This window comes from Lactobacillus sp. RTP31084st1_F9_RTP31084_210423 (assembly GCF_040919545.1).
In the GTDB taxonomy this organism is placed as follows: Bacteria; Bacillota; Bacilli; order Lactobacillales; family Lactobacillaceae; genus Lactobacillus; species Lactobacillus paragasseri.
Genome location: NZ_JBCOVH010000001.1, coordinates 416,400 through 439,774 on the forward strand (window position 1 = coordinate 416,400; position 23,375 = coordinate 439,774).

Annotated in this window: 21 protein-coding genes and 1 pseudogene; 18 read left to right on the forward strand and 4 right to left on the reverse strand. The window is 33.1% G+C overall.

What is annotated here, in order from left to right; translation table 11 throughout:
* Window positions 1-65: 65 nt before the first annotated feature.
* Complete coding sequence (locus AB5359_RS02145) at window positions 66-1,325, forward strand: tetratricopeptide repeat protein (protein ID WP_048686591.1); 1,260 nt, start codon at window positions 66-68, stop codon at window positions 1,323-1,325.
* Window positions 1,326-1,400: 75 nt separating this feature from the next.
* On the opposite strand, the gene AB5359_RS02150 is transcribed toward AB5359_RS02145, so the two are convergent.
* Window positions 1,401-2,555: a DUF3800 domain-containing protein gene (locus AB5359_RS02150; RefSeq protein ID WP_048686593.1), complete on the reverse strand. Its 1,155-nt coding sequence runs from the start codon at window positions 2,553-2,555 to the stop codon at window positions 1,401-1,403.
* Window positions 2,556-2,766: 211 nt separating this feature from the next.
* Between AB5359_RS02150 and hsdR the strand changes: the two genes are divergently transcribed.
* From hsdR to AB5359_RS02200, 10 genes and pseudogenes are all read left to right on the forward strand, one after another.
* Window positions 2,767-5,979 (forward strand): type I restriction-modification system endonuclease, encoded by a 3,213-nt coding sequence (gene hsdR / locus AB5359_RS02155; RefSeq protein WP_077410407.1) that lies wholly within the window; start codon window positions 2,767-2,769, stop codon window positions 5,977-5,979.
* A 22-nt stretch (window positions 5,980-6,001) separates the two neighbouring features.
* Window positions 6,002-7,447 (forward strand): class I SAM-dependent DNA methyltransferase, encoded by a 1,446-nt coding sequence (locus AB5359_RS02160; protein WP_048686595.1) that lies wholly within the window; start codon window positions 6,002-6,004, stop codon window positions 7,445-7,447.
* A complete protein-coding gene (locus AB5359_RS02165; protein WP_368280132.1) occupies window positions 7,437-7,847 on the forward strand; it encodes a restriction endonuclease subunit S in 411 nt (136 codons plus the stop codon). The genes AB5359_RS02160 and AB5359_RS02165 overlap by 11 nt, the downstream gene beginning before the upstream one ends.
* Window positions 7,848-7,884: 37 nt before the next feature.
* Complete coding sequence (locus AB5359_RS02170; RefSeq protein ID WP_368280131.1) at window positions 7,885-8,130, forward strand: restriction endonuclease subunit S; 246 nt, start codon at window positions 7,885-7,887, stop codon at window positions 8,128-8,130.
* A gap of 64 nt (window positions 8,131-8,194) precedes the next feature.
* A pseudogene (locus AB5359_RS02175) lies at window positions 8,195-8,807 on the forward strand (restriction endonuclease subunit S).
* Window positions 8,808-8,849: 42 nt separating this feature from the next.
* Window positions 8,850-10,487 (forward strand): ATP-dependent endonuclease, encoded by a 1,638-nt coding sequence (locus AB5359_RS02180; protein ID WP_368280130.1) that lies wholly within the window; start codon window positions 8,850-8,852, stop codon window positions 10,485-10,487.
* Complete coding sequence (locus AB5359_RS02185) at window positions 10,472-11,593, forward strand: AAA family ATPase (RefSeq protein ID WP_077410405.1); 1,122 nt, start codon at window positions 10,472-10,474, stop codon at window positions 11,591-11,593. The genes AB5359_RS02180 and AB5359_RS02185 overlap by 16 nt, the downstream gene beginning before the upstream one ends.
* A gap of 4 nt (window positions 11,594-11,597) precedes the next feature.
* Window positions 11,598-12,326: a potassium channel family protein gene (locus tag AB5359_RS02190; protein WP_048686600.1), complete on the forward strand. Its 729-nt coding sequence runs from the start codon at window positions 11,598-11,600 to the stop codon at window positions 12,324-12,326.
* A 177-nt stretch (window positions 12,327-12,503) separates the two neighbouring features.
* On the forward strand, window positions 12,504-12,611 hold the full coding sequence (locus AB5359_RS02195; protein ID WP_231589400.1) for an FMN-binding protein: 108 nt from the start codon (window positions 12,504-12,506) through the stop codon (window positions 12,609-12,611).
* A 153-nt stretch (window positions 12,612-12,764) separates the two neighbouring features.
* Window positions 12,765-13,706 carry a restriction endonuclease gene (locus AB5359_RS02200; RefSeq protein ID WP_077410404.1) on the forward strand — a complete coding sequence of 314 codons (942 nt, stop codon included), beginning with the start codon at window positions 12,765-12,767 and terminating at the stop codon, window positions 13,704-13,706.
* A gap of 210 nt (window positions 13,707-13,916) precedes the next feature.
* Here AB5359_RS02200 and AB5359_RS02205 read toward each other — a convergent pair whose 3' ends face one another.
* Window positions 13,917-15,131 carry an ATP-binding protein gene (locus AB5359_RS02205; protein WP_048686604.1) on the reverse strand — a complete coding sequence of 405 codons (1,215 nt, stop codon included), beginning with the start codon at window positions 15,129-15,131 and terminating at the stop codon, window positions 13,917-13,919.
* Window positions 15,132-15,339: 208 nt separating this feature from the next.
* Window positions 15,340-16,230, reverse strand: a complete 891-nt coding sequence (locus tag AB5359_RS02210) for a YitT family protein (protein WP_048686606.1) — start codon at window positions 16,228-16,230, stop codon at window positions 15,340-15,342.
* 55 nt (window positions 16,231-16,285) lie between these two features.
* Between AB5359_RS02210 and AB5359_RS02215 the strand changes: the two genes are divergently transcribed.
* Entirely contained in the window at window positions 16,286-17,482 is a 1,197-nt protein-coding gene (locus tag AB5359_RS02215; protein ID WP_003648727.1) for a CCA tRNA nucleotidyltransferase, read from the forward strand.
* 46 nt (window positions 17,483-17,528) lie between these two features.
* On the opposite strand, the gene AB5359_RS02220 is transcribed toward AB5359_RS02215, so the two are convergent.
* The gene (locus AB5359_RS02220) at window positions 17,529-18,194 is read right to left on the reverse strand and encodes a hemolysin III family protein (protein WP_039156405.1); all 666 of its coding nucleotides are present in this window, start codon (window positions 18,192-18,194) and stop codon (window positions 17,529-17,531) included.
* 141 nt (window positions 18,195-18,335) lie between these two features.
* On the opposite strand from AB5359_RS02220, the gene AB5359_RS02225 reads away from it, so the two are divergent.
* From AB5359_RS02225 to dprA, 6 genes are read left to right on the forward strand one after another with little or no spacing between them, the layout of a single operon-like run.
* Window positions 18,336-19,193 (forward strand): DegV family protein, encoded by an 858-nt coding sequence (locus tag AB5359_RS02225; RefSeq protein ID WP_048686608.1) that lies wholly within the window; start codon window positions 18,336-18,338, stop codon window positions 19,191-19,193.
* Complete coding sequence (locus AB5359_RS02230) at window positions 19,193-19,420, forward strand: YozE family protein (RefSeq protein WP_368280128.1); 228 nt, start codon at window positions 19,193-19,195, stop codon at window positions 19,418-19,420. Before AB5359_RS02225 ends, AB5359_RS02230 begins: the two co-directional genes overlap by 1 nt.
* 7 nt (window positions 19,421-19,427) lie before the next feature.
* Window positions 19,428-20,876: a S41 family peptidase gene (locus AB5359_RS02235; protein ID WP_048686609.1), complete on the forward strand. Its 1,449-nt coding sequence runs from the start codon at window positions 19,428-19,430 to the stop codon at window positions 20,874-20,876.
* Between the two features lies 1 nt (window position 20,877).
* A complete protein-coding gene (ylqF, locus tag AB5359_RS02240; protein ID WP_003648732.1) occupies window positions 20,878-21,717 on the forward strand; it encodes a ribosome biogenesis GTPase YlqF in 840 nt (279 codons plus the stop codon).
* On the forward strand, window positions 21,714-22,466 hold the full coding sequence (locus AB5359_RS02245; protein ID WP_048686611.1) for a ribonuclease HII: 753 nt from the start codon (window positions 21,714-21,716) through the stop codon (window positions 22,464-22,466). The genes ylqF and AB5359_RS02245 overlap by 4 nt, the downstream gene beginning before the upstream one ends.
* A gap of 51 nt (window positions 22,467-22,517) precedes the next feature.
* Window positions 22,518-23,363: a DNA-processing protein DprA gene (dprA, locus tag AB5359_RS02250; RefSeq protein ID WP_048686613.1), complete on the forward strand. Its 846-nt coding sequence runs from the start codon at window positions 22,518-22,520 to the stop codon at window positions 23,361-23,363.
* The last annotated feature ends 12 nt before the right edge of the window (window positions 23,364-23,375 follow it).

Sequence of the window (23,375 nt, forward strand, 5' to 3'; positions counted from 1 at the left end):
TTGTATAGCTTGGCACGTTTTTTGTGTACAATTATTGTGTTAGCACAAATGAAAAGAGTGAAAAAATGACTTATTCTGAACAACTACTAGATGCAATTCAAAACCATGACTTTTCTGATAATCATATTCTTCTTAAAAAAGCACTTGAAAATGATGATCCGGAAGTTTTAGCTTCTTTAGCTGAAAACTTAACTGATCTTGGTTTTACTGATCTTTCTAAGGAAGTTTACCGCTATTTGATTGCTCAGTTTCCAAGAGAAGATTTGTTTAAGGTATACTTAGCTGAAATTTTACTAAATGTTGGCGATGAAGATGATGGTTTGCAGCTTCTATATGATGTAAAGCCGGAAAGTGATGCTTATATCGAGAGCTTACTTGATTTAGCTGATTATTACCAAAGTAATGGTCTGATTGAAACAGCGCGTCAAAAGCTTCTAGAAGCGCATAAATTAGCTCCTGAAGAAGATGCAATTAACTTTGGCTTAGCTGAACTTGACTACTTAAGTGGCGATTATGGTGAAGCATTAGGACTATACCGAGAGCTTGCAAAAGAAAACAAGACCTTTGGCGAAGTAGTCCTAAGTCAAAGAATCGCTGCCTGTCTTGCAAAATTAGGTGAGTACGAAGAAGCGGCCAACGAGATTAAGAGTCATGAAAATGATATTTTGAGCATTGATGCATTATATGAAGCAGGTTTAATTATGTTATCTGCGGGCGATAATAAGGAAGCAATTAAGTACTTAGATCAAGTAATAGAAACTCAACCTGACTATGTAAATGCCTATCCATTACTTGCACAGGCTTATGCAGCAGAGGATAACAATGAAGAAGTATTGAGAACTGCTCAGACGGGACTTTCTTATAATGAACTAGATGAGGTCTTATATAGCTTAGGTGCTAAAGCAGCTGCTAACTTAAATCAGTTAGACGAAGCAGAACGCTTGCTTAAGAAGGGGCTAGAGATTGCTCCAGACAATAGTGACTTACGTTTGCAGTTGTCTAACTTGTATCTCCACCAGCACCAAGATGAAGCTAATATCGCCTTATTTAAGGATCTTGATGATGAAGAACTTGAACCACAAGCTCACTGGAATATGGCTATCTCATATCAAAGACTTGAAGACTATGATAAGGCCAAGAGTGAATTTTTGCTTGCTTATCCTGCCTTTCAAAAGAATGCAAGTTTCTTAAGACAGATGATTAACTTGTTCTATGAATTGCGTGAGATCCCAACAACTAAGGAATTGATCAAGAAGTATTTGCAAGTTCAACCTGACGATATTGATATGCAGGATATGTTAGATGAATTGAATAGTGAAGAATAATAGAGCGACTATTTAGAAAGTAATTGCTTTTGATCGTAAAGAATACCTCTCAAAGATAATTTGAGTGGTATTTTTTTATAGTAATTTATCCAATTGTTTGTTAAATCTTCTCAAAGAGATCTTAAGTTTAAAAATCTTAAAGATACTTAATTGTATTTTTTGTAATTTGTTTATATTTCTCTGCATATTAGCGATCGTACGATTACAATTATTACGATTATATTTTTGACTTAAGTTTTTGATATAAGCTTTGGGTAATTTATTTCCATAAATTTTAGTCAAGGACTTATTTAGTGAAACTAAGATTCTGACAAGTTTGCGATTGAATTCTTCTTGATAAGTTTTATTTTTTGCTTTAGTTAATTTGTCTCTTATAGTATTAAAGTTATTTCTTTTTGGATATTGGTAAGAATCAGAATCTAGCGCATTTTTTAGAAATTTCTTGAAAGCTGTTAAATCTTTTTTAGTAGGACTTTTCATAGTAATACTTACTAAACCATATAATTTTAAGAAAGTATCTTGATTTTGAAAAGCTAGAGTATCAATCATTGATGTAACGTTAAAAGGAATGAGAGTAGTATTGTCATCATTTGCAGCATATTTTTCTTGCTTGCGATAAGCACCAACGAGCATATCTGCCATTTGAATGCCTAATTCTTGTTTACTATCGCATGTTTGATAAGTAAAAAATACGTTGTTTTCCTCGCCTAGATTTTTGATAATTTGAGAAAGTAGCTTGCAGCTAAAATATTCACTTTCAAGCTGAGAATTTAAATTAGTTTGATCAAGGTAAATATTTAATTTTAAGTTAATAACAGGATTTTGCTGACGTAGATCTTCAATAATTCTCTTAATTGGGTAAATGTAGGATTGAAGCATTAATACTTGTTGCATAATCGTATTATCAAGAGTGGTATCGTTCTTATGGTAAGTAGGGCGTCGGTAAATATAAGCATTGGTTAGAAAAGGCTTAACAATATCTAACGCTAATCGATTCATCGTGTCTGAAACATTTACACTCTTTTTTTCTTTTTTATAATGAGAATGATAAATTTTTTGAAAATATCGGTTATATAAATCTTTTAGTTGAAAGGTGGAGATGACTAAAAAGCCTGTATAGAACTTTTCAGTTGTATTGTTAGATTGAGATTGAAAAGAAATGCTTTCATCAATAAAAATATGAAATTCTTTTGTATGACGGCGAGGTTGAAAGAGCTTCTTTAAGATCATGATTTTTCTCCAAGTAAGTTTGATAGAAGTATTATATCGAACATAAGTTCTGAAAGAAAGCGAACAAGGAAAATATTTTTGAAATTGTATTTTTTAATTCATATTTTTTTATTATGTAAAATTGATGAACATATATTCTTAATGAACTTGTTGTGAAATGGCTATTCAGGGTAAAATATAAGCAGAGAATATGAAGAATGAGGATTGTAGGATGTCTAATTTTGAAACAACTAAAAAAGACTATCAACAGTATGCTAAATTAGCAACTAGCGCTGAAAGTTTAATATATTCTGATCCTAAAAGTAGTGTAGCTATTTTTGGAAATTTCGCAGAACAATTAACACGTGAGATTATGCATCTTGAAGGTTTTGGTGACTGGAATCTAAAGCAAATAGATCGCATTAATGAACTAAAATATCGTGCTGATTATCCACCTGTTGTAACAAAGTATTTAGATGATATTCGTCGTATTAGAAATTTGGCTGATCATGATCATCAATTTGTAGTTTCTAAAAAACAAGCTTTAGAAATTGATAAAAAAGCTCATTTGATTTGGAGTTATTTCTTAGAAGTTTATTCTCAAGATAATCCAGCTAACTATCAAACTCCAATTGATCAAGCTAATATTTTTCAGATACAGCAAGCCCAGATTGATCAATTAAAAAAAGAATTAGAAGTAGCATTAAATGGTCAAAAGCCATTAGAGGTATCTAAAGAAGTTCGAGAACAACGGCGTAAGATTAGTGTTAAGTTCGCTAAGAAACATCAATTAACTGAAGCAGAAACCCGTCAATTAATTGATAAACAATTGCAAGAAGCAGGATGGGAAGCTGATACCGAGAAATTAAACAATTGGAAGCTTAAAACTGAACCTAAAAAAGGACACAATATGGCAATTGCTGAATGGGTGTTACCAAATGGGCAACGTGCTGATTATGCTTTATTTAAAGGGCTAGAATTTTACGGTATCGTAGAAGCTAAGAAATGGGATCAAGACATTGCTGGTCAAATGGCTCAACCAAAAGAATATTCTAGAGAAGTGCCATTTAGATCAGATTATTTGTTAGTCGATAATCAGATGGGAGATTATAAAGTTCCATTTATTTATACTGCAAATGGTCGTCCATATTTAAAACAATATAAAGAAAAATCAGGTATTTGGTTCTGGGATGCACGAAATCCTAAGGAAAATGCATATGCGTTAGAAGAATTCCATCATCCTGAAGATTTGGCTTTGAAATTAACTGCTAAAAATCCTGATGAGGCAAATCAAGATTTGGTTAATGACAATGACTTTCCTAAATTCGCTGATCGGGATTATCAGGTAGAAGCTATTAAGAATATTGAGGAAGCAATTAAAGATGGCAAAAAGCGTATTTTGCTGGCAATGGCAACAGGAACAGGTAAAACTAGAACAGCTATTGCATTGATGTATCGTTTGTTAAAACATAAACGTGCTCGTCGTATTCTTTACTTAGTTGACCGTAACTCATTAGGGAAACAAACAGCAGGTGCAATTAAGGATAATAAGGTTGATAATAAATCTGTTGCTGATATTTATGAGTTAAAAGAGCTGACAGACAAACTGCCTGATACTTCTACAAAAATTCAAATTGCGACTGTACAAGGAATGATAAAACGGCTTTTCTTTAATGATGATAATCAGGCAAAACTCTCTGTTGGACAATATGATTTTATTATTGTTGATGAAGCCCATCGTGGATATTCAGAAGATAAAGATATGTCTAGCAATGAATATAAGTATTACGGGCAGGAAGACTATGTTAGCCAATACCGCAGAGTAGTTGATTATTTTGATGCAACTGCAATAGGAATGACTGCAACTCCAGCTTTGCAAACTGTTGAGATCTTTGGAGATCCTGTTTATTCATATAGTTATCAGCAAGCTGTTCTTGATGGCTACTTGGTGGATCACGATGCTCCTATTATTATTCAAACAGAACTTTCTCAGAAAGGTATTCATTTTAAAAAAGGTGCCGAAGTTAATCTTTTTGATCAGGAAGAGAAGACTATTAATAAAGAAAAGTTACCTGATAATATGGATTTTGAACTTAAAGACTTTAATAAGGGAGTAATTAACGAAAACTTTAATAAAGTAGTTTGTGATCAATTAGCACAACAATATTTAGATCCTAGTGATTCCGATTTAGGAAAGACTTTAATCTTTGCAGCAACTGATGAACATGCAGATATGGTTGTTACATTGCTTAAGCAGTCTTTTAAAGATGCAGGAAATCCTGTTGATGATGATGCAATTGAAAAGATTACTGGTTCGATCAGACATCCTGATACAGAAATTAAAAAATTTAAGAATGAAAAGTATCCAAATATTGTTGTAACAGTCGATCTTTTAACAACTGGTGTAGATGTTCCAGAAATTACGAATATTGTTTTTTTACGACGTGTACAGTCAAGAATTCTATATGAGCAAATGTTAGGGCGTGCAACAAGATTATGTCCTAAGATTAATAAATCTAAGTTTACAATTTTTGATGCAGTAGGCATCTATGATGCAATGAATAAGGTAACGAACATGAAACCAGTGGTGAAAAATCCTGGACATAATGTTCACTATTTCTTGCAGCATAAAGAAGACTTTTTTGAAATTAATGATGATGTTGCTCCATATCAAATTGATATGTCAGGAGCAATAGAACGAAAAGTTAAAATCTTAGATGAGCAAAAGAAGAAAGAATTTGAGCGATTAGCTGAAGTTAAGTCAATTGATGCATGGGCTCGTGGCTTAAGTAAAATGAATAAAGAGCAATTTCTTGAACAATGGCCTAAATTTGAAAGACTTGATGAGCTAAAAGCAAAAAAATCAGTTCAATATATTTCTGATGCAGAGGATAAAGTAGTTAATGTAATACGAGGTTATGGAAAGAATAATCAGAAACCTGAAGATTATATTGAGAACTTTGATAATTTTATCAAGAAAAACATTGATGCAATTCCAGCTTTACAAGTTGTTGCTACTAGACCTAAAGATCTTACTTTTGATGAACTGAAAGATATTAAACTTAAGCTAGAACAAAATGGCTTTAAAGAAAATGATCTTCAAACTGCATGGAAAACCACTAAGCATGTACAAACTACGGCTGATATTATTAGCTTTATTCGTCAGGCTACTACAGGTTCAAAGTTAATAGATCATGATGTAAGAATTCATAATGCTATGCAGAAAGTATATGGATTAGCTGATTGGACTGTTCCTCAAAGAAAATGGCTAAAGAAAATTGAAAATCAGTTGAGAGTTAATACAGTTTTAGGACCTACTGCTGAAGAAGCATTTGACAAAAATTTGTATTTCAAGCGTCAGGGCGGGTATAAACAGATGAAGAAAATTTTTCAAGAAAATGCTGATCAAATAATTTATGTATTGAATGAAAATTTGTATGTATAAATATTAAGGAGAATAGAATTTCGTGAATAATCAAGAAATTGCAAGTAAATTATGGAAAGAAGCAGGAGTATTACGAAAAGGTGGAGTTACTTCACAAGATTATTTAACTGAGTTAACTTTTCTCCTGTTTTTAAAAATGTGTGAAGAACAAGGAGAGGAAGAGGGTATTCCTGAAAAGTATAGATGGAATAATTTAGTCCAAAAGGAAGGTCTGGAACTATTAAATTTCTATCGCCAGCTATTAATTGACTTAGGAAATCCCAAAATAACTCCTAATAAAAAGGTAAATATTATTTATAACAATGCTTCTACTACGATTTCGGCACCAGCTATTTTAGAAAAGTTAATCAAAGACATTAACGATTTAGATTGGTTTTCTGAAAGAGAAGAAAGTTTAGGAAACTTATACGAAAGCTTAATGCAAAGAAGTTTAGAAGAAGTAAAAACAGATGCTGGACAGTATTTTACTCCAAGAGCTTTGATTAATATGATGGTTAAATTAACCCAGCCTAAAGTTGGAGAAAGATTAAATGATCCAGCAGCGGGTACATTTGGTTTCATGGTAGCTGCAGATAATTATTTAAAGCACAAGACAGATGATTATTCTTCTTTACCGGAAGATGAAGAAGAATTTCAAGTTAAAGAAGCTTTTTCAGGAATGGAATTAGTTCCTAATACTCATAGACTTGCTTTAATGAATGAATATCTTCATGGATTAGACGGAAAATTAGAGTTAGGTGATTCTCTATCTACAAATGGTACTTGGATGAAGAATTTTGATTTGGTGTTAACTAATCCACCATTTGGTGTCGATGGATCATTACCTGGAAGGGATGATATTACCTTTCCGTCTGCTAATAACCAATTAAACTTTATACAAATAATCTATAATTCCCTAAAAGCAAATGGAAAAGCTCGCGCAGCTGTTGTTGTTCCTGATAATGTTTTATTTGCAGATGGTATTGGTGAAAAAATTCGTCAAAATTTGCTTAATAAGTGTAATTTGCATACTATTTTAAGATTGCCAGCAGGAATTTTTTATGCACCAGGTGTTCAGACGAATGTATTGTTTTTTACACGTGGTGAAAGTGATAAGGATAATACTAAGGAAACTTGGATCTATGATATGCGTCATCAGATGCGTTCATTTGGTAAACGTAATCCGTTAAATAATAAAGATTTTGAAGATTTTGAAAAGGTATTTTGCGTTGATGATCGCTCTAAGCGCAAGGAAACTTGGAATAAAGAAAAGAATCCAAATGGTCGCTGGCGTAAGTTTACAATTGATGAAATTATAAAGCGCCCTAATACTAGCTTAGATATTTCTTGGATGAATGATGAAGAAGAGCAAGATAATCGTTCGTTAAATGAAATTTTGTCTGAAATGAATAATAAGTCAAAAGCAATTAGCGAGGCAATTGCAGAACTGAATAAGGCATTAGAAGGAATTGACGACAGTGAAGATTAATACTTTAGATTGTGATGCACAAGCTTTGAGAGAAAAAATTTTAGATTTAGCAATGCGTGGAAAATTAGTTCCACAAGATCCGGATGATGAACCAGCTAGTGAACTCTTAGAGAAAATCAAAGCTGAAAAAAAGCAACTGATTAAAGAAAAAAAGATTAAGAAAACTAAGCCGCTTGCCCCAATTACTGATAAAGAAAAGCCTTTTGATATTCCTGATAGTTGGGAATGGGTGAAGTTTGGTGATATAGTAAGTTTTTCTTTAGGAAAAACGCCAAGAAGAGGAAATAAAAAATATTGGGAAAATGGAACTATTCCATGGGTTTCAATTAGTGATATTAAAGATAAAAGATTATTGAATAAAACTAAAAGAAGAAATAACAAATCAAGCATTAGAAGATAGTTTTAAAAATAATTTAGTTCCTAAAGGCACATTATTGATGAGCTTTAAATTATCTATAGGAAAAGTTTGTATATTAGATGTACCGGCTGTTCATAATGAAGCTATAATTTCTATTTTTCCTTTTATTAATAAAGATTATATAACTAGGGATTATCTATATTATTTGCTTCCTATAATTAGCACGATGGGAGAGTTTACACCTGCTATCAAGGGGAAAACGCTAAATAAAACTTTAATTAATGAACTTAAAATACCACTTCCACCATTATCAGAGCAAAGTTGAATCTTCTACTCAACAATACACAAAACTTCAGACTTTGCTGAAGTCGAAGGTACTGGATTTGGCAATGCGCGGAAAATTAATAGAGCAAGATCCCCATGATGAACCAGCTAGTGTTTTGCTTGAAAAGATTAAGGTGGAGAAAGAACAGCTGATTAAGGAAAAGAAGATTAAGAAGAGTAAGCCACTTCCTCCGATTACTGATAAAGAAAAGCCGTTTGATATTCCCGATAGTTGGGAATGGGTAAGGCTGGGTGATATTGGAGAAATTTTTGCCGGTGGAGATAAGCCAAAAAATTATTCCAAACATAAAAATGCAGATAATCCTTTCCCAATTTATTCAAATGGACTAAAAGATAAAGGCCTATACGGTTTTACTAAAACTCCTAGAGTAAAAAAAGATGCGATAACCTTATCAGCAAGGGGGACAGTAGGACATGTTGAATATAGATCTATCCCTTTCTTCCCAATTATTCGTCTGATTTCATTTGTTCCTTATAATAAAGAATATTTAAAATGCTTATTTTTTACAGAGTGAAGAATTAATTGAAAAAGGTGATGGATCCAGTATTCCCCAATTGACTGTGCCAAGATTAAAGCCAAAAGTTATACCTTTTCCACCTCTGTCGGAGCAACAACGGATTACTACTAAAATAATTAATCTTTTTGCTTTCCTCTAGCAAAAAAATTAAGTAATGAAAATATAGTAGAGGAGTAATGTAATGATTTATATCAAAAAATTAATATTAAATAACTTTAAAGGATATAAAGGAAATATAGAATTTGAATTTAATCCTAATAAAAATATTTTAATTGGTGACAATGGGATAGGGAAAACAACAATAGTTCAAGCGTTAAGATTATTATTAAAGGGATCACGCTTTGAATTTAATGGGGTGTCATATTTGGCCAAATATATTAATAGTGAAGTCAAAAAGCAATTTGAGAATTCTAATAGTCATTTGGTAGACGAATTACCTTATTTCAGTTTGATTGCTGTTTTTGGGGTAGAAAAAGAAGACAAGAATTTAAAATTAAAAAAACTTAATGGTGAGTATAAGGATAGTACTGGTATCCATAGCAACGAATACGGTATAAGTTTTAAATATTGTTTTGATGATCAATTTTTATCGGAATACACTAATTTTATAAATGAGAATAAAGGTAGGGATACATTCACTATCCCTTTTAGTATGTATAAAACAGAACACAAAACTTTTGCTGGAAACATATACCGAAGTATGATGGATCCCTTAAAGAGCATATTTATTGATAATGATAATTTTGAAGGAAATCCTTTTAATATGTTTGCTCGTCAAATTTATAATAATTTGACAACTAGGGAACGTATTACTATTGAAAGTAAGTTTAGACTTATAAATAAAACTCTATTTGATAATATAAATAACAAGAATGAAAACCAATATCATCTAAATATAGATCCAAATAGTTTAAAATTTGATTCAATCGTTGATGTTAGTTCGAAAGATGTATCACTTCAAGAGTTAGGAAGTGGAAAGGAGAATTTAATTAAAACGCAATTAAGTTTAGATTTAGATTCAAAGCTTATTGTAATTGAAGAACCAGAAAATCATTTAACGGCTAACAATACACGAAAGCAAATTGATCAACTAAATAGTTTAAAAAATCAATTAATCGTAACTACTCACAATTCTCAAATAGTAACGGGATTAGATTTAGAAAATCTAATTTGGATTCGTTCATTAAAAGAAGAAAAGCAAGAAGTACATTTTAATGAGCAGTTGGATGAAGAAACAAAAGAGTTTTTTAAAAGAAGAGATGATATAGATTTTTTGCGTTTATTAATAGCCAAAAAAATAATTTTAGTAGAGGGAGCAGCTGAATATATTTTGATGAGAACTTTTATTAAAAAGTCTCTTGGTGAAGACATGTCTGACTATGAGATTTTATCTATGCGAGGTCGATATTATGCTCCTTTTATAAAATTAGTTGAATTTTCAGAAGGAAAAATGGTGATTTTTACGGATAACGATTCTGATGTTGAATCAGATGATAACAAGGGAAATCGAATAGCACAAATAAAAAATCAAAATACTCAATATGATTCAATAAAAATTTTTTGTGATATGAATCCAAATAATTTTACATTTGAAGTATCTGAATATGAATCAAATAAAAATAAGATAGATGGAGAGTATCCTATAAATAAAAACGCACGAACATTTAAATACAATAAAAAAGATATGCCATCACGGCAGTTAGCTTTTATGTTAAATAATAAGAGTCAGTCAGCATTACTAATGCGTTCTAGATATGAAAATGGAACGTATAATATTCCAGGATATATTGAAGAAGGATTAAAATGGTTAAAGGAATAATATATTTAGCGAAAGCAGGTACTGGAAAGACTACTTTTATTACTTCTGGATTGAAAGAGCAATTTAAAAATAAGAATGTTTTGTTTATTACATATACGCGTCAAAATACTGAAAATTTAAAAGATAAACTTCAAATATCGTCTATTTCTTTTAAAGACTATGAGGTGCTTACGTTTTATCAATTTTTAGAGAGAGAATTAATTGCACCATATAAATTATCTATAAGAGAAAATCTAGAATTAAACTATGATATTTCGGGATTATATTTTAGAAATAGCAAAGAAATTAACAATAGCAAGTATATTAAAAAGAAGTCTTCAGCTTTTTGGCAAAGTGAATCTGGCGCACTTTTTGGTGATAAATTATCAGCCTTATTAATTGAAAAACGAAATCAGCTTGTGTTTGAAAATGCCGTTAAGAGGCTAGAAAAATTTTATGATTATATTGTTATAGATGAATTTCAAGATATTGTAAATCCAGAATTGAAAATATTACAAAAATTAGGGGCACAGATTTATAGGACATCAAGTTTAAAATTAATTTTAGTGGGTGATTTATACCAATCTTGTGTTGAGAAAACGTCTTTAAAAATATCACCATATGATAAATTTACTTCGAATATGAGTGAAGAAAGATTTGTTAGGGATAAGTTAGGATTAAAGACTAGATATTTTGATATTGATAATAGAAAATTAAAAAGTAGCTATCGTGTTCCACCAAAAGTTTGTGAATTTGTTAAATCGGTTTTAGGTATTGATATACAAAGTAAAAATACAAATATTTTAGGTGAAGTAAAGTACATTGACGATTCAAAATTAGTTTATTTAATAAATAGTGAAGACTGTAAGTTATTAACCTATGATAAAAGACAAAAAGATAAAATTAGAGATAAGTTTAATGCTGATGAATCTAAAATGATAAACTATGGTTTTTCAAAGGGGATGGAATATACTAATGTAATAATATTCTTAACATCTACATTAACGAATGCTTTAAAAAGGAATGATTTAAGTTCAATGTCAGTGGTAATTAAAAATAAATTTTATGTTGCATTAACTAGAACAAAAGGAAATGTATATTTAGTGCCGTATAATTTTATAAAGTAAAACAATGTCTAAAAAAGTAAAACTATACAACTTCATAATAGCCATTCTGGCTGTAATATCTATTATTCTTGTTATCCTAGACTATGCTTCAGTTATTAATTTAAATACTGGAATATGGATGTGGGTAGACAATGGCATCTTAATAATTTTTGCGATAGATTATTTCTATCGTCTAATTATTGCTAAGAATAAATGGAGTTTCTTTAAACATAATATTTTCGACTTATTATCAATCATCCCAGTAAATGGATTTTTTACACTTTTCAGACTAGCTCGACTAGGAAGACTAGCGAGACTTACGCGCTTGCTTAGAGTTTTGCGATTAGTTGGTTTAACTGGTAGATTGAGGAAAATTCTTTATACTAATGGTTTAATTTATCTTCTATATACTAGTCTTAGCCTTTTAATTATTGGTGCTATTACTTACTCTATGACTGAGCATGTTTCCTTAGCGCAGTCATTTTGGTGGGCAATTGCTACTGCAACGACTGTTGGCTATGGTGATATTTCTCCGCATACTTTTGTGGGAAAGATAGTAGCATTAGTTTTAATGCTAGTAGGAATTGGTGTAATTGGGATGTTAACAAGTTCGATTACAACATATTTTGTGAGAGAAGATAATAAATCTGATGATAAAGATACTCAGCTTGAAGAGATCATGCAAAAGTTGGATGAAATTGAAAAACAAAATAAAGATCTAAGAGAAGAAATTCAAAAATTAAAACAGAAATAGCGACAACATAAGCTACCTACCAAAGCCATGGCAGGTAGCTTATTTTCATCCTAAATTAAATAACACAATCATAACCCTGCGTTGCTAATTATTATACAAAGCCGTAGTCAACACTTATAATATTTTTTGTAAGCGATAACAAAGGCAAGGAATATAATTAAGGTTATTCCAGAGCGTATTGTTAAAGAAAACACTCCAGATGTTAATGCGGTTTCTGGTGCATTTGCTACAAGTCGGGCAATCAGCGAAGCCGTCCGCAAGGCTTTGAAAAATGTGAAGGAATAAAATAATTTACAATCACAATGCGGTTGTAAAAACGGTCGAAAAGCTTTTCGACCGTTTTTTGGTATAATTTAAATTAAAAATTATGGCGCATTTAAAGATGGATATTTAACTGCACTAAAAATAATATATAACAAAAATGTCAGGGAAAAAGAAATGATTGATTATAGAACTTTAAAGCATAGTGATAATGGAATGCCGACATGGGTTGCTTTTCTTGGTCCTGTATTGCAGGTGGCAAGTACTAAAAGAGAATGGATAGGGAAAGAATTGGATCAAGCAGTACTTGATGAAGTTGATTTACCTGAAGAACTTGCTAATTTAAGATATGCATCTAAATATCACGATTTAATCGCATATAATCGTGTCGGATGGGCCTTAAGTGAGCTAAAATTATCGGGTTTACTTAATTCACCTAAAAGAAGTATCTATAGGATAAGTGAAACCGGAAAAGAAGCATTAGCTAAATACGGACTGAATATTACACGTGATTTCGTTCATTCTCAGCCAGCATATATTGAACACCAAAATAAGTTGAAAAATAAAAAGGAAATTGATAATGATATCACTGAAGATCAAACTTTTGAATTAACTGAAAAGCAAATCAAAGATTGGTTTGATAAACAAAGTAGTGATTTATCTGAACAATTAATTGCTAAATTACGCAGTACAGATCCTTATCAATTTGAACATATGATGGTCCGGCTTTTAAATGAGATGGGATATAAAGGGACTAATGGACAATCCGTCGTAACTCAGAAATCTAATGACGGTGGTATTGACGGAATCATTAATCAAGATCCATTAGGTTTGCGTACAGTATACGTGCAAGTTAAAAGATATTCAGAAAAAAATATTGTAGGTAGTCCTGAAATTAATAGCTTTTTTGGTGCACTTAGACGTAAACAAGCAGATCGTGGTGTATTTATTACTACTTCTTCGTTTACTAATGATGCAAGGGATGCAGCAAAGCAGTTGAATATTGCATTAGTTGATGGGGAAATGCTGACAAATTTGATGATTCAGTACAAAGTGGGGGTACAAATTCGTCAAAATTATGAATTGTATGATATTGATGATGATTTCTTTGAAGAATAAAAATTCAAAAGATTATAAGCTAAAATTATAGTTGGTTTGAATGAAGCAACAACTTTTGCTCTCTAAAGTATTGAAGATCCTTGATATCATAGGATTCTTAGTTTAACTCTCGCAAAAAACGCGAACTTTCGCGAACTCTCACTTTGCGCGCGAAAGTTCGCGAGAGTTAAAAAATGGCAACAGATTAGTAGAGATCTGCTGCCATTTTAATTAGTTTAATAGCCAATCAATTAAATTAAGTTTTTGGATACCGTTGTAATTTGCTGTGCGGTTGATAGTGTCTAAAGTCAACAGATATTTAGGGTAAGAATCACGAATTTGCTCTAGCGATCTCAATTCGCGTTTTAAAACTTTTTCATCCATAGTGGTTAAAGCAACTTGATAATAGGAAAGCTCATTCATATCGTTAATCCCGACAAAATCCACTTCGTATTTATTGCTTTCTCCAACATAAACTGCTTTATTGCGTCTAAGTAACTCTAAATAAACAATATTTTCAATAATATGTCCAAAATCTTCTTGATGGTCAGGCAGGAGAATATTCCTAATTCCCATATCAACACCATAATATTTACTCTGACTATTTAGGAGTTGACGACCATGGATATCATATCTTTTTGCTTCATACATTAATAGACTGTCTAGAATACCGCCTAAGTATCGATCAACCGTTTTGTTGCTAGAGGAATACCCAGCACTTTTGAGAGTATTAGTTATCTTATTAATAGAAACCTGACTGCCGATTGAAGAGTAGAGGTTTTGAATAACTCGCTCTAAAACCGGTGTGTCTTTAATATTTAACCGAGAAACAATATCAGTCAAGACGATTGTAGAGTAAACGCCTTGAAGATATTCATTTCTTTCTTTAGGAGTATCAATAAATAAGGTATAAGGAAAAGAACTTTCAAGATATTTATTGAACATGTCATCATTATTAGTAAACTTATCGTTTTGTTTATGCCAAGCAACAAACTCAGAAAAAGATAATGGCAAGATTTTAAGTTCTACATATCTACCAGTAAGTAGTGTAGCAATTTCACTACTTAGGAAATATGCATTAGAACCAGTTAAATAGATATCGACATTATCTTTTAAAAATAATGAATCAACTACTCTTTCAAATTCTTTAACGTGTTGGATTTCGTCAAGAAAAATATAATTCATTTGATCAGGTAGAATTTTATTCTCAAGATAATCATATAAATTTTGAGCATTACGAAGATTATCATATTTCATATTTTCAAAATTTATACTAATGAATTGTTCATCTTTAACTCCTTCATGTTCCTTTAAATAATTACGAAATAGGTAGAAGAGAGTAGATTTTCCAGCACGGCGTACGCCAGATACTACTTTAATAATTTGTCTATTTTGCCATCTTTTTAAGAAATCTAAATATTCAGGGCGGTTAACGTATTTTTGCATAGTTTTGTTTCTCCATAGTAAACGATTGGCATATATAAAGTATGTATATTTATAAATATATTTTAGCAAAAGCTTGGAGTTAACTCCAAACTTTGATCTTTTTTAGCAAGTTTTTGGAGTTAACTCCAAATAAGCTATATTTTTTTACTTATTTTTGGAGTTAAGTACAAAAAAAGAAACCTAACCACAATGGCTAGGTTATTTCTTACTATCTTCTAAAGAAAATATGTCTCTTTTTTCTTTCATAAGTAAAGCCTTGGCCTAATGCTTCATGTACATCAATTACGGAAACAAAGGCATTGGGATCTTCACGCAAAATTAATTCTTTGACCTGGCTAATTTCTCTAGGAGAAACCACACAATAAATCATTTTCTTAGCGGAGTGATCATAGCCACCTTCGGCATTTAAAAATGTATAGCCGCGATCTAGCTGCACATCAATCATCTTAGCAATTTGTTCATACTTATCAGAAATAATAAAGAGACCGCGTGCTGCGTAAGCGCCAGCTTGGATTGAATCAGTAATTCGCGCTAATACAAAACTAGCAAGCAACGTGTAAATCATATGCTTAATGTCTAAATAAGTTAAGGAAATTGTCAAAACAAAAGCATCAAGACCAAGAAGCGACTTCCCAACAGGTATACCTAATTTTAAATCTAATATCCTAGCAATAATATCGGTTCCGCCAGTGGTGCCGCCATATTTAAAGACAATTCCGATGCCAAAGCCAGAAAAAAGTCCTGCCAAGACACCTGCAATAAAAAGATCATGTTCTAAATTCAATTGGTTTATAATAGGAATGTGTAACCAAAATGATAAAAAGAAGGATAGACAAAGCGTGCCCCAAATGGTCAAGGCAAGTAGCCGTTTGCCCATAAAACGATATCCGATTATAATTAAGGGGATATTTAGAAGTAACGTTGATAGACCAGGATTGATATGGAACCAATATCTAAGTAAAAGCGCAATACCACTTATTCCACCATCAGCTAGTTTGTTAGGGATACTGATGGCATCTAAGCTAAAAGCATAAATACTACAACCAAGAGTTATGAAAAATAATTGTTTAAAGAGTTGTTTATTGAAAATCTTAGTCATGTTACTTCCTTCTTTCTTACAACACTAAGGAATAATTAAGGGGAATGGGGAATATATGAAAATTACCAATTTACCGGAAGTTTTTACCGCCGCGCTTCCAGTTTTAAAGCAAATTAATGAAGCGGGTTATGAGGCTTATTTTGTTGGAGGCAGTGTTAGAGACTTGCTCTTAAATCGTCATATTCATGATGTTGATATTGCAACAAGTGCTTATCCAATGGAAATTAAGCAAATTTTTAAAAAGACAATTGATACGGGAATCAAACATGGGACAGTGACAGTTCTTTATGAAGGTGAAAGTTACGAGATTACAACCTTTAGAACGGAATCAGGATACCAAGACTTCCGCAGGCCCGATCATGTAACTTTTGTTCAGAACTTATCAGAAGACTTGAAGAGAAGAGACTTCACGATTAATGCTCTAGCCATGGATGTTGATGGCAATGTCATTGATCACTTCGATGGTTTGGGCGATTTAGACAAGCATCTAATTCGTGCAGTTGGTAAAGCTGAGAACCGTTTCCACGAAGATGCCTTAAGAATGATGCGGGCAGTTCGTTTTATGAGTCAATTGCAATTTACGCTTGAACCAGAAACTGAGCAAGCAATTAGCGATAATCATGAATTGCTCAGTAAGATTTCTGTTGAACGAATTCGCGACGAATTTGTTAAAATGGGGATTGCTCCCGGTAGTCAAAAGGCTTTTCAGATTTTCTTAGACACTGGTTTATCTGAAGAAGTTCCAGGTTTTAAAGGTAAAAAAGAGAATTTGGCTCTTTATCCTCAACTCAATTTTAGTCCTACTACTGAAGCTAATCTATGGGCTTTGATGATTATTTTACTAAAATTACCAAATGAGAAGATTCCTTCTTTTATGCGGATGTGGAAGAATTCTAATGCAATGGAGCGTCAAGTAGCTGATATTGTCGCTTTCTTTGACTTAATTAGTTCACGTGCTCCAAACAACTATGATTTATATCAAGCTGGCTTAGAAACTATCGCTTCGACCATTGATTTGGCGCATATTTTAGGTCAGCCAATTAACGGCAGTGCTTTGGTTGATGGTTATGAAGCTTTGCCAATTAAAAATAGCCATGATCTAGTGATTGATGGCCACTTTTTATTAAAAAATGGTATTCCAGCTGGACCAAGAGTGGGTCTACTACTAGAAGAAATTAAAAAGGCAGTCCTTGAAGGGGTAATTAGCAACAACGAAGCAGCAATTACTGAATTCCTTTCTTTAAATAATTAAAATAGCTAGCAAAAAGGCGAGCAGTGAAAAATCACTACTTGCCTTTTTAAACGTAAAATAAAATTGAAAAATACATCAAAATTGATCCGAGTAAAACAAACATGTGCCAAATCACATGTATATAAGGAACTCCGCGCATTGAAAATAAAATAGCACCAACAGTATAAGCAATTCCGCCCCAAACTAGAAGCCAAAAACCAGTTGGTCCAAGAACTGGATAAAGGGTGCTAGAAGCAATAATAACAATCCATCCCATTAATACGTATAAAATCGTATCTAAGACAACGTGTTTTCCTTGATTGAAAATATAAAACAAGATGCCAAAGATTGCTAGAGCTAAGATAATGCTAAACATTACCCAGCCTTTAGCGCCACCAATTGCAACGAGAGTATAGGGTGTATAAGTTCCAGTAATTAAAATAAAAATTGAGGAGTGATCAAATATCTGGAAAACCCTTCTAGCTTTAGTAAAAATCAAACTATGGTAGAGTGTTGAAAAGAGATAGAGAATAATCAAACTTGAACCATAAAGAGTAAAGGCAGTTACTCTTACCGCACTTCCTGTATGGGCAGCTTTTACAATTAAAATTACTAATCCAGCTACTGCTAGGCAAAAGCCAATACCATGAGTAATAGCACTAAAAATATTATTTAAAATGTTGTATGTTTTTGAGCGATTTTTGGGCTCTTGCCACAATTGTTTAAAAGACATTCATTGATTCCGCCTTATATACTTTTATAATCTATTTAATAAATTTTAACTCATTTTTGTATTTTTGATATACTTGAGGTTGTACTTAATAAATTCTAACATAGAATAATAATTAAAGAAGAATAGGGGATAGGAGCTAGCATGGCTAAGATTAAAGTAGTAACTGATTCCTCAGTTCAATTAACTCCTGAAGAAATTGATAAATATGACATTACTGTGGTTCCATTAACCATTACCATTGATGGTGAGACTTACACAGATGGCGTCGACATTAGCCGCGAAGAATTTGTGAAAAAGATGGATGCATCAAAAGAATTGCCTAAAACCAGTCAACCATCAATTGGAGTTTTTGAAAAAGTATTTAAAGATTTGACTGATGATGGCAGTCAAGTTGTAGGTATTTTTCTTGCTCGCTCTTTAAGTGGAACAATTGAGGCTGCTAGACAAGCTGCGGATTTGATTGGTAAGAGCAAAGAAGTAACTTTGATTGATTCTGACTTAACTGATCGAGCAGAAGCATACCAAGTACTAGCTGCAGCTAAAGATGCCAAAGAAGGTAAGAGTCTTGAAGAAATTGTCGCCCACGTTGAGCGACTTAAAGAACATCAAAAACTCTATATGATGGTTGTAAACCTCAATAATTTAATTAAAGGAGGTCGTCTCGGACCGCTTGCGGGTAAGATTGCTACCTTATTGAATATCCGAATTGAATTGCACATGCCAGGTGGTCATCTTGAAGTCGCTAAAAAAGGACGCGGTAAGAAATTTTCTAAAAATTGCGATAAACGCGTTTTAAAAGATATCGAAGAACACAAGCAGGAAATTAAAGAAGTAGCAATTTCTTATGTTGATACTCCCGAAGATATGAAAGTTTGGACTGAAAAGATTAAAGAAATTAATCCTGATATTAAGGTTTTAACTCGAGTAACTAGTCCGATTATTTCAACTCACGCAGGTAGCGGAGCATATGCAGTATTCTATACAATGGAGGAGTATTAATGGCTTATAGTGAAAGCTTTTATCGCTTTTTAATGACGCAAAGAAATCCAGGATCGGTAGACGATATTGCTCAATTTGCTAATAATGCTCAACACGATAGTTCTTTTCCAAAACAAGAAGAAGACTATGAAAAGTTATCAGACTACTTAGAGTTAAACGCTGGCTATTTGCCAAGCATGAGTGTTTTTGACAAGGCATATCAATTATATTTAGACAATATGAACTGAGGCTAATATGGCAGAAGTAGAACCCAATAATTCTCATCAAAAGAAGACTACAAAAAATAAAAAGAAACATCTTCCCAAATATGCTCAATTTTTGTTAACTGGTATAGCTGGTGCGGCGATTGGTGCAGGTTTGACCTTTGGAATTATGGAAGTTAAGGAATTAAAGTCGCCTTTTTATCAAGTTGAAAAAGTGTATGAGCAATTACAAGGTTCATATTATAAAAAAGTTTCATCGCAAACATTGCGCCAAGGGGCAATTAACGGGATGCTTGATAGTCTTAATGATCCTTTTTCAGAAGGATTAAGTGGCGCGAATCAAGAACAAGTTAATAACATCTTAGAAGGCTCAACTTTTGGCGGAGTTGGTATTCAGATGGCAGTACGCAACAATAAAGTTGTTGTGGACTCTATTGTTGCTAATTCTCCGGCTTCAAAGAGTACTATTAAGCCAGGTGATGAAATTCTTGCCGTTGACAATAAAAAAGTCAGCACAGCTCAGTTCACTAAAGTCGCTTCCTTAGTTAGAGGAAAAGTTGGTACCAAAGTAACACTCAAACTCAAGCGTGGTAATTCAACCTTTAATGTTACTTTAAAGCGCGCTAAAATTTCGCAGTCTAGCTTAACTAAACGTACAGAAGGTAATGCGACAATTATTACAATTACGCAGTTTGACGTGAATACTGCTAAGGACTTGAAGAGTGCCTTAAAGTCAATCAATACTAAAAAATATCCTAAGTTAATTATTGATTTGCAGGATAATCCAGGTGGTGAAATGAATGCTGCTCTGAAATCTGCATCTTATTTCTTGCCAAACAAGAAGATTATTATGCAATACAAGGACCGCAAGGAAAAAGAAGTAATTCGCTCTGATAAGAAGCTTTCAGGAGGCTTTCATACTTCACTCAAGCCAATTATTTTAATTAATGGAAATACGGCTAGTGCGAGTGAAATCTTTACAGCTGCTTTAGTGCAAAATCATTGCGGGGTTTCAGTTGGTCAAACGAGCTATGGTAAAGGAACTGTTCAGCAAGTGGGACAAACTGAGGATTCAGAGTATAAATATACAGTTGCTAAATGGTTGACGCCAAATGGAACTTGGATTAATCAAAAGGGGCTTAAGCCAACTTATCCAGTTTCTGAATCACCTTTAGCAAAATTGCCGCAATTCCAAAGTATGAGCGTTTTGAAGAAGTCCATGACTGGTGTTGATGTGGCTACCTTGCAGCAATACTTAACTGCCTTAGGCTATTTACCAAAGCATGTTACTGGCGTTTTTGATGATGAAACCAAGAATGCTGTAATTAAATTTCAAAAAGAACATAACTTGACAACAGATGGTATAGTAAATGGACAAGTACAAGCTCAGCTTTATCTAGCAGTCGCTCAAAAATTACAAGATGATAATCCTGCTTTAAAGAAAGCGTTGAGCTTAAATCTAAAGGATATGGAGGACTAAAATGGCAACTATTCAATGGTATCCAGGACATATGAACAAGGCTAAAAATCAACTTGAAGACAATTTAGACTTGATTGACGTCTTAATTGAAGTTTTAGATGCGCGTCTTCCAGTTTCTTCTCGTAATCCAATGATTGGACAATTAACCAAGAAGAAACCTCATATTATTATCTTGAATAAGTCAGATTTAGCTGACCCAATTCAGACTAAAAAATGGACTCGTTATTTCCAAGATGAGGGCAATTTCGTCATCTCAATGGATGCTCAGCATAATACTAATATGACGAGTTTGTTTAAGATTATTAAATTAGCTGGTAAGAAAAAGACAGAGAAGTTGATTGCAAAGGGTGCTTCTAATCCGATGATCCGCGTAGCGATTGCTGGAATTCCAAATTGCGGCAAATCGACGATTATTAACCGAATGGTTGGAAGAAATGCGGCGATTGTAGGAGACAAGCCTGGTGTAACTCGTGGTCAAAGCTGGTTAAAGACCAAGACGAATGTTCAAATTCTAGATACACCAGGAATTTTGTGGCCTAAATTCTCTGATCAAGAGGTAGGCTATAAGTTAGCAGCTTGTGGTGCAATTAAGGCTGATGTTTTTCATCCCGATGATGTCGCCTTATTTGTAATTGAATTTTTGAAGCAAAACTATCAAAAAGATCTTGCCAAATTTGCCCAAGCAACTAGTGAGGAGCTTGAAAATATGTCTAATCCGGATTTATTACTAGCTATGACTAACAAATACGGCATGCGGGATGATTATGACAAGTTTTCACTCTTTATGCTTCAACGTTTACGTAAAGGAAAACTGGGAAGGATTACATTTGATCTTAGATGACCATTACTGAAATAAAAAACTTGCTTCAAGGAGAAGTAAGTAGCGAACAATTAGAAGAATTACGTGCTGACGAAAGAAAAGGCGTGCAAAAGCTCTTAGTTAGTTACGAAAAAAGACAGCTTAAACGTGCGCAAGCTCTTGCTCAGTTTCAAAATCGTTTTTCTTATGAGAAAGAATTTTGGCAAAAAAATCAACTTGTTGCTGGAGTTGACGAAGTAGGAAGAGGACCACTAGCTGGGCCTGTAGTTACAGCTGCTGTTATTTTGCCCCATAATTTTGATTTGATTGACGTTAACGATTCAAAGAAACTATCTCCTAAAAAGAGAAAGACGCTTTTTCCTCAAATTCTGGCCAAAGCAGTCAGCGTTAGCGTTGGCTTAGCTAATAATGATGTAATTGATCGGATTAACATCTATGAAGCTGATCGCCTGGCAATGGCGCATGCTGTTCAAGGTTTAAAAGTAAAGCCAGATGCCTTGTTAGTCGATGCGATGAATGTACCGTTGAATATTCCACAAATCAAATTGATTCACGGGGATGCTAAGTCTAATTCAATTGCTGCTGCTAGTATTGTGGCTAAAGTTTTCCGTGACAATTTGATGGATGCCTATGGTAAAGTTTATCCAGAGTATGATTTTAAGCACAATGCAGGATATGGTACACGTGAGCACATGGAAGCCTTGAAAAAGTATGGTCCAACGCCAATTCATCGTCGATCTTTTGCACCAGTTAGCGAATACGAAAAATAAATAAAAAATAAACCTTCACTTTTGCGTACTTGATAGTGGAGGTTTTATTTTATGAATTTAAAAGAATTTTGCTTAAGATTAAAATTGCAACATGGTGTCGGTACTACAACTTTGGGTAAAATCGCTGAAAATTTTACGGCTGGCGAAGAAGTAACAGTTGACAAAATAGAGAGTTTATCATTAAAATCAAATATCCAAAATCTTGTTTTAGCTGCGATGAGAAATGATAAATTTAATTCTTGGATTGAAAGAATTAAATTGCAGTGTGATGTTGTCACTATCTTTGATTCAATCTATCCAGAAGGACTCCGCGAGATGTACAATGCACCTACGATTCTTTTTACTAGAGGAGATTTATCCTTGCTTAAAAAAGAAATTGCGACTATAGTTGGCGCAAGACAACCCACAAATTACAGCCGGTTTGTTTTAAAACAGTTAATTCCGCAGCTAATAGAGCAAGATTTTGTAATTGCTAGTGGTTTGGCTCGCGGAGTTGATGGGATTGCTCATCAGGAAACCTTGAAAAATAATGGTAAAACAATTGCCGTGGTTGGAAATGGATTGAATCATTTTTATCCGCAAGAAAATAAGGAATTGCAAGAAGAAATTGTGGCTAAGGGTTTATTAATTAGTGAATATTTACCAGACACACCCCCGCGTCCTTATCGCTTTCCTGAACGTAATCGCATTCTTGCGGGTTTAAGCAAAAATATAATTGTCACTGAAGCTAGAAAAAGATCTGGTTCTTTAATTACTGCAAATATTGCTTTAGAAGAAAATCGCAATATTTTTGCGGTTCCTGGACCAGTCTCAAGTCCCCTGTCTGAGGGGCCTAACGAGCTAATTGCTGCTGGTGCATATCCACTAGTTAATGCTGATTTTAGAAACTTGCTTTAGTTGACAAGAGTG

Bases quoted from the DNA above. Each gene is read 5' to 3' on its own strand.
- AB5359_RS02145 (WP_048686591.1), top strand. From the start codon at position 66: ATGACTTATTCTGAACAACTACTAGATGCAATTCAAAACCATGACTTT.
- AB5359_RS02150 (WP_048686593.1), bottom strand. From the start codon at position 2,555: ATGATCTTAAAGAAGCTCTTTCAACCTCGCCGTCATACAAAAGAATTT.
- hsdR (WP_077410407.1), top strand. From the start codon at position 2,767: ATGTCTAATTTTGAAACAACTAAAAAAGACTATCAACAGTATGCTAAA.
- AB5359_RS02170 (WP_368280131.1), top strand. From the start codon at position 7,885: ATGAGCTTTAAATTATCTATAGGAAAAGTTTGTATATTAGATGTACCG.
- AB5359_RS02180 (WP_368280130.1), top strand. From the start codon at position 8,850: ATGATTTATATCAAAAAATTAATATTAAATAACTTTAAAGGATATAAA.
- AB5359_RS02185 (WP_077410405.1), top strand. From the start codon at position 10,472: ATGGTTAAAGGAATAATATATTTAGCGAAAGCAGGTACTGGAAAGACT.
- AB5359_RS02190 (WP_048686600.1), top strand. From the start codon at position 11,598: ATGTCTAAAAAAGTAAAACTATACAACTTCATAATAGCCATTCTGGCT.
- AB5359_RS02200 (WP_077410404.1), top strand. From the start codon at position 12,765: ATGATTGATTATAGAACTTTAAAGCATAGTGATAATGGAATGCCGACA.
- AB5359_RS02205 (WP_048686604.1), bottom strand. From the start codon at position 15,131: ATGCAAAAATACGTTAACCGCCCTGAATATTTAGATTTCTTAAAAAGA.
- AB5359_RS02210 (WP_048686606.1), bottom strand. From the start codon at position 16,230: ATGACTAAGATTTTCAATAAACAACTCTTTAAACAATTATTTTTCATA.
- AB5359_RS02215 (WP_003648727.1), top strand. From the start codon at position 16,286: ATGAAAATTACCAATTTACCGGAAGTTTTTACCGCCGCGCTTCCAGTT.
- AB5359_RS02220 (WP_039156405.1), bottom strand. From the start codon at position 18,194: ATGTCTTTTAAACAATTGTGGCAAGAGCCCAAAAATCGCTCAAAAACA.
- AB5359_RS02225 (WP_048686608.1), top strand. From the start codon at position 18,336: ATGGCTAAGATTAAAGTAGTAACTGATTCCTCAGTTCAATTAACTCCT.
- AB5359_RS02230 (WP_368280128.1), top strand. From the start codon at position 19,193: ATGGCTTATAGTGAAAGCTTTTATCGCTTTTTAATGACGCAAAGAAAT.
- AB5359_RS02235 (WP_048686609.1), top strand. From the start codon at position 19,428: ATGGCAGAAGTAGAACCCAATAATTCTCATCAAAAGAAGACTACAAAA.
- ylqF (WP_003648732.1), top strand. From the start codon at position 20,878: ATGGCAACTATTCAATGGTATCCAGGACATATGAACAAGGCTAAAAAT.
- AB5359_RS02245 (WP_048686611.1), top strand. From the start codon at position 21,714: ATGACCATTACTGAAATAAAAAACTTGCTTCAAGGAGAAGTAAGTAGC.
- dprA (WP_048686613.1), top strand. From the start codon at position 22,518: ATGAATTTAAAAGAATTTTGCTTAAGATTAAAATTGCAACATGGTGTC.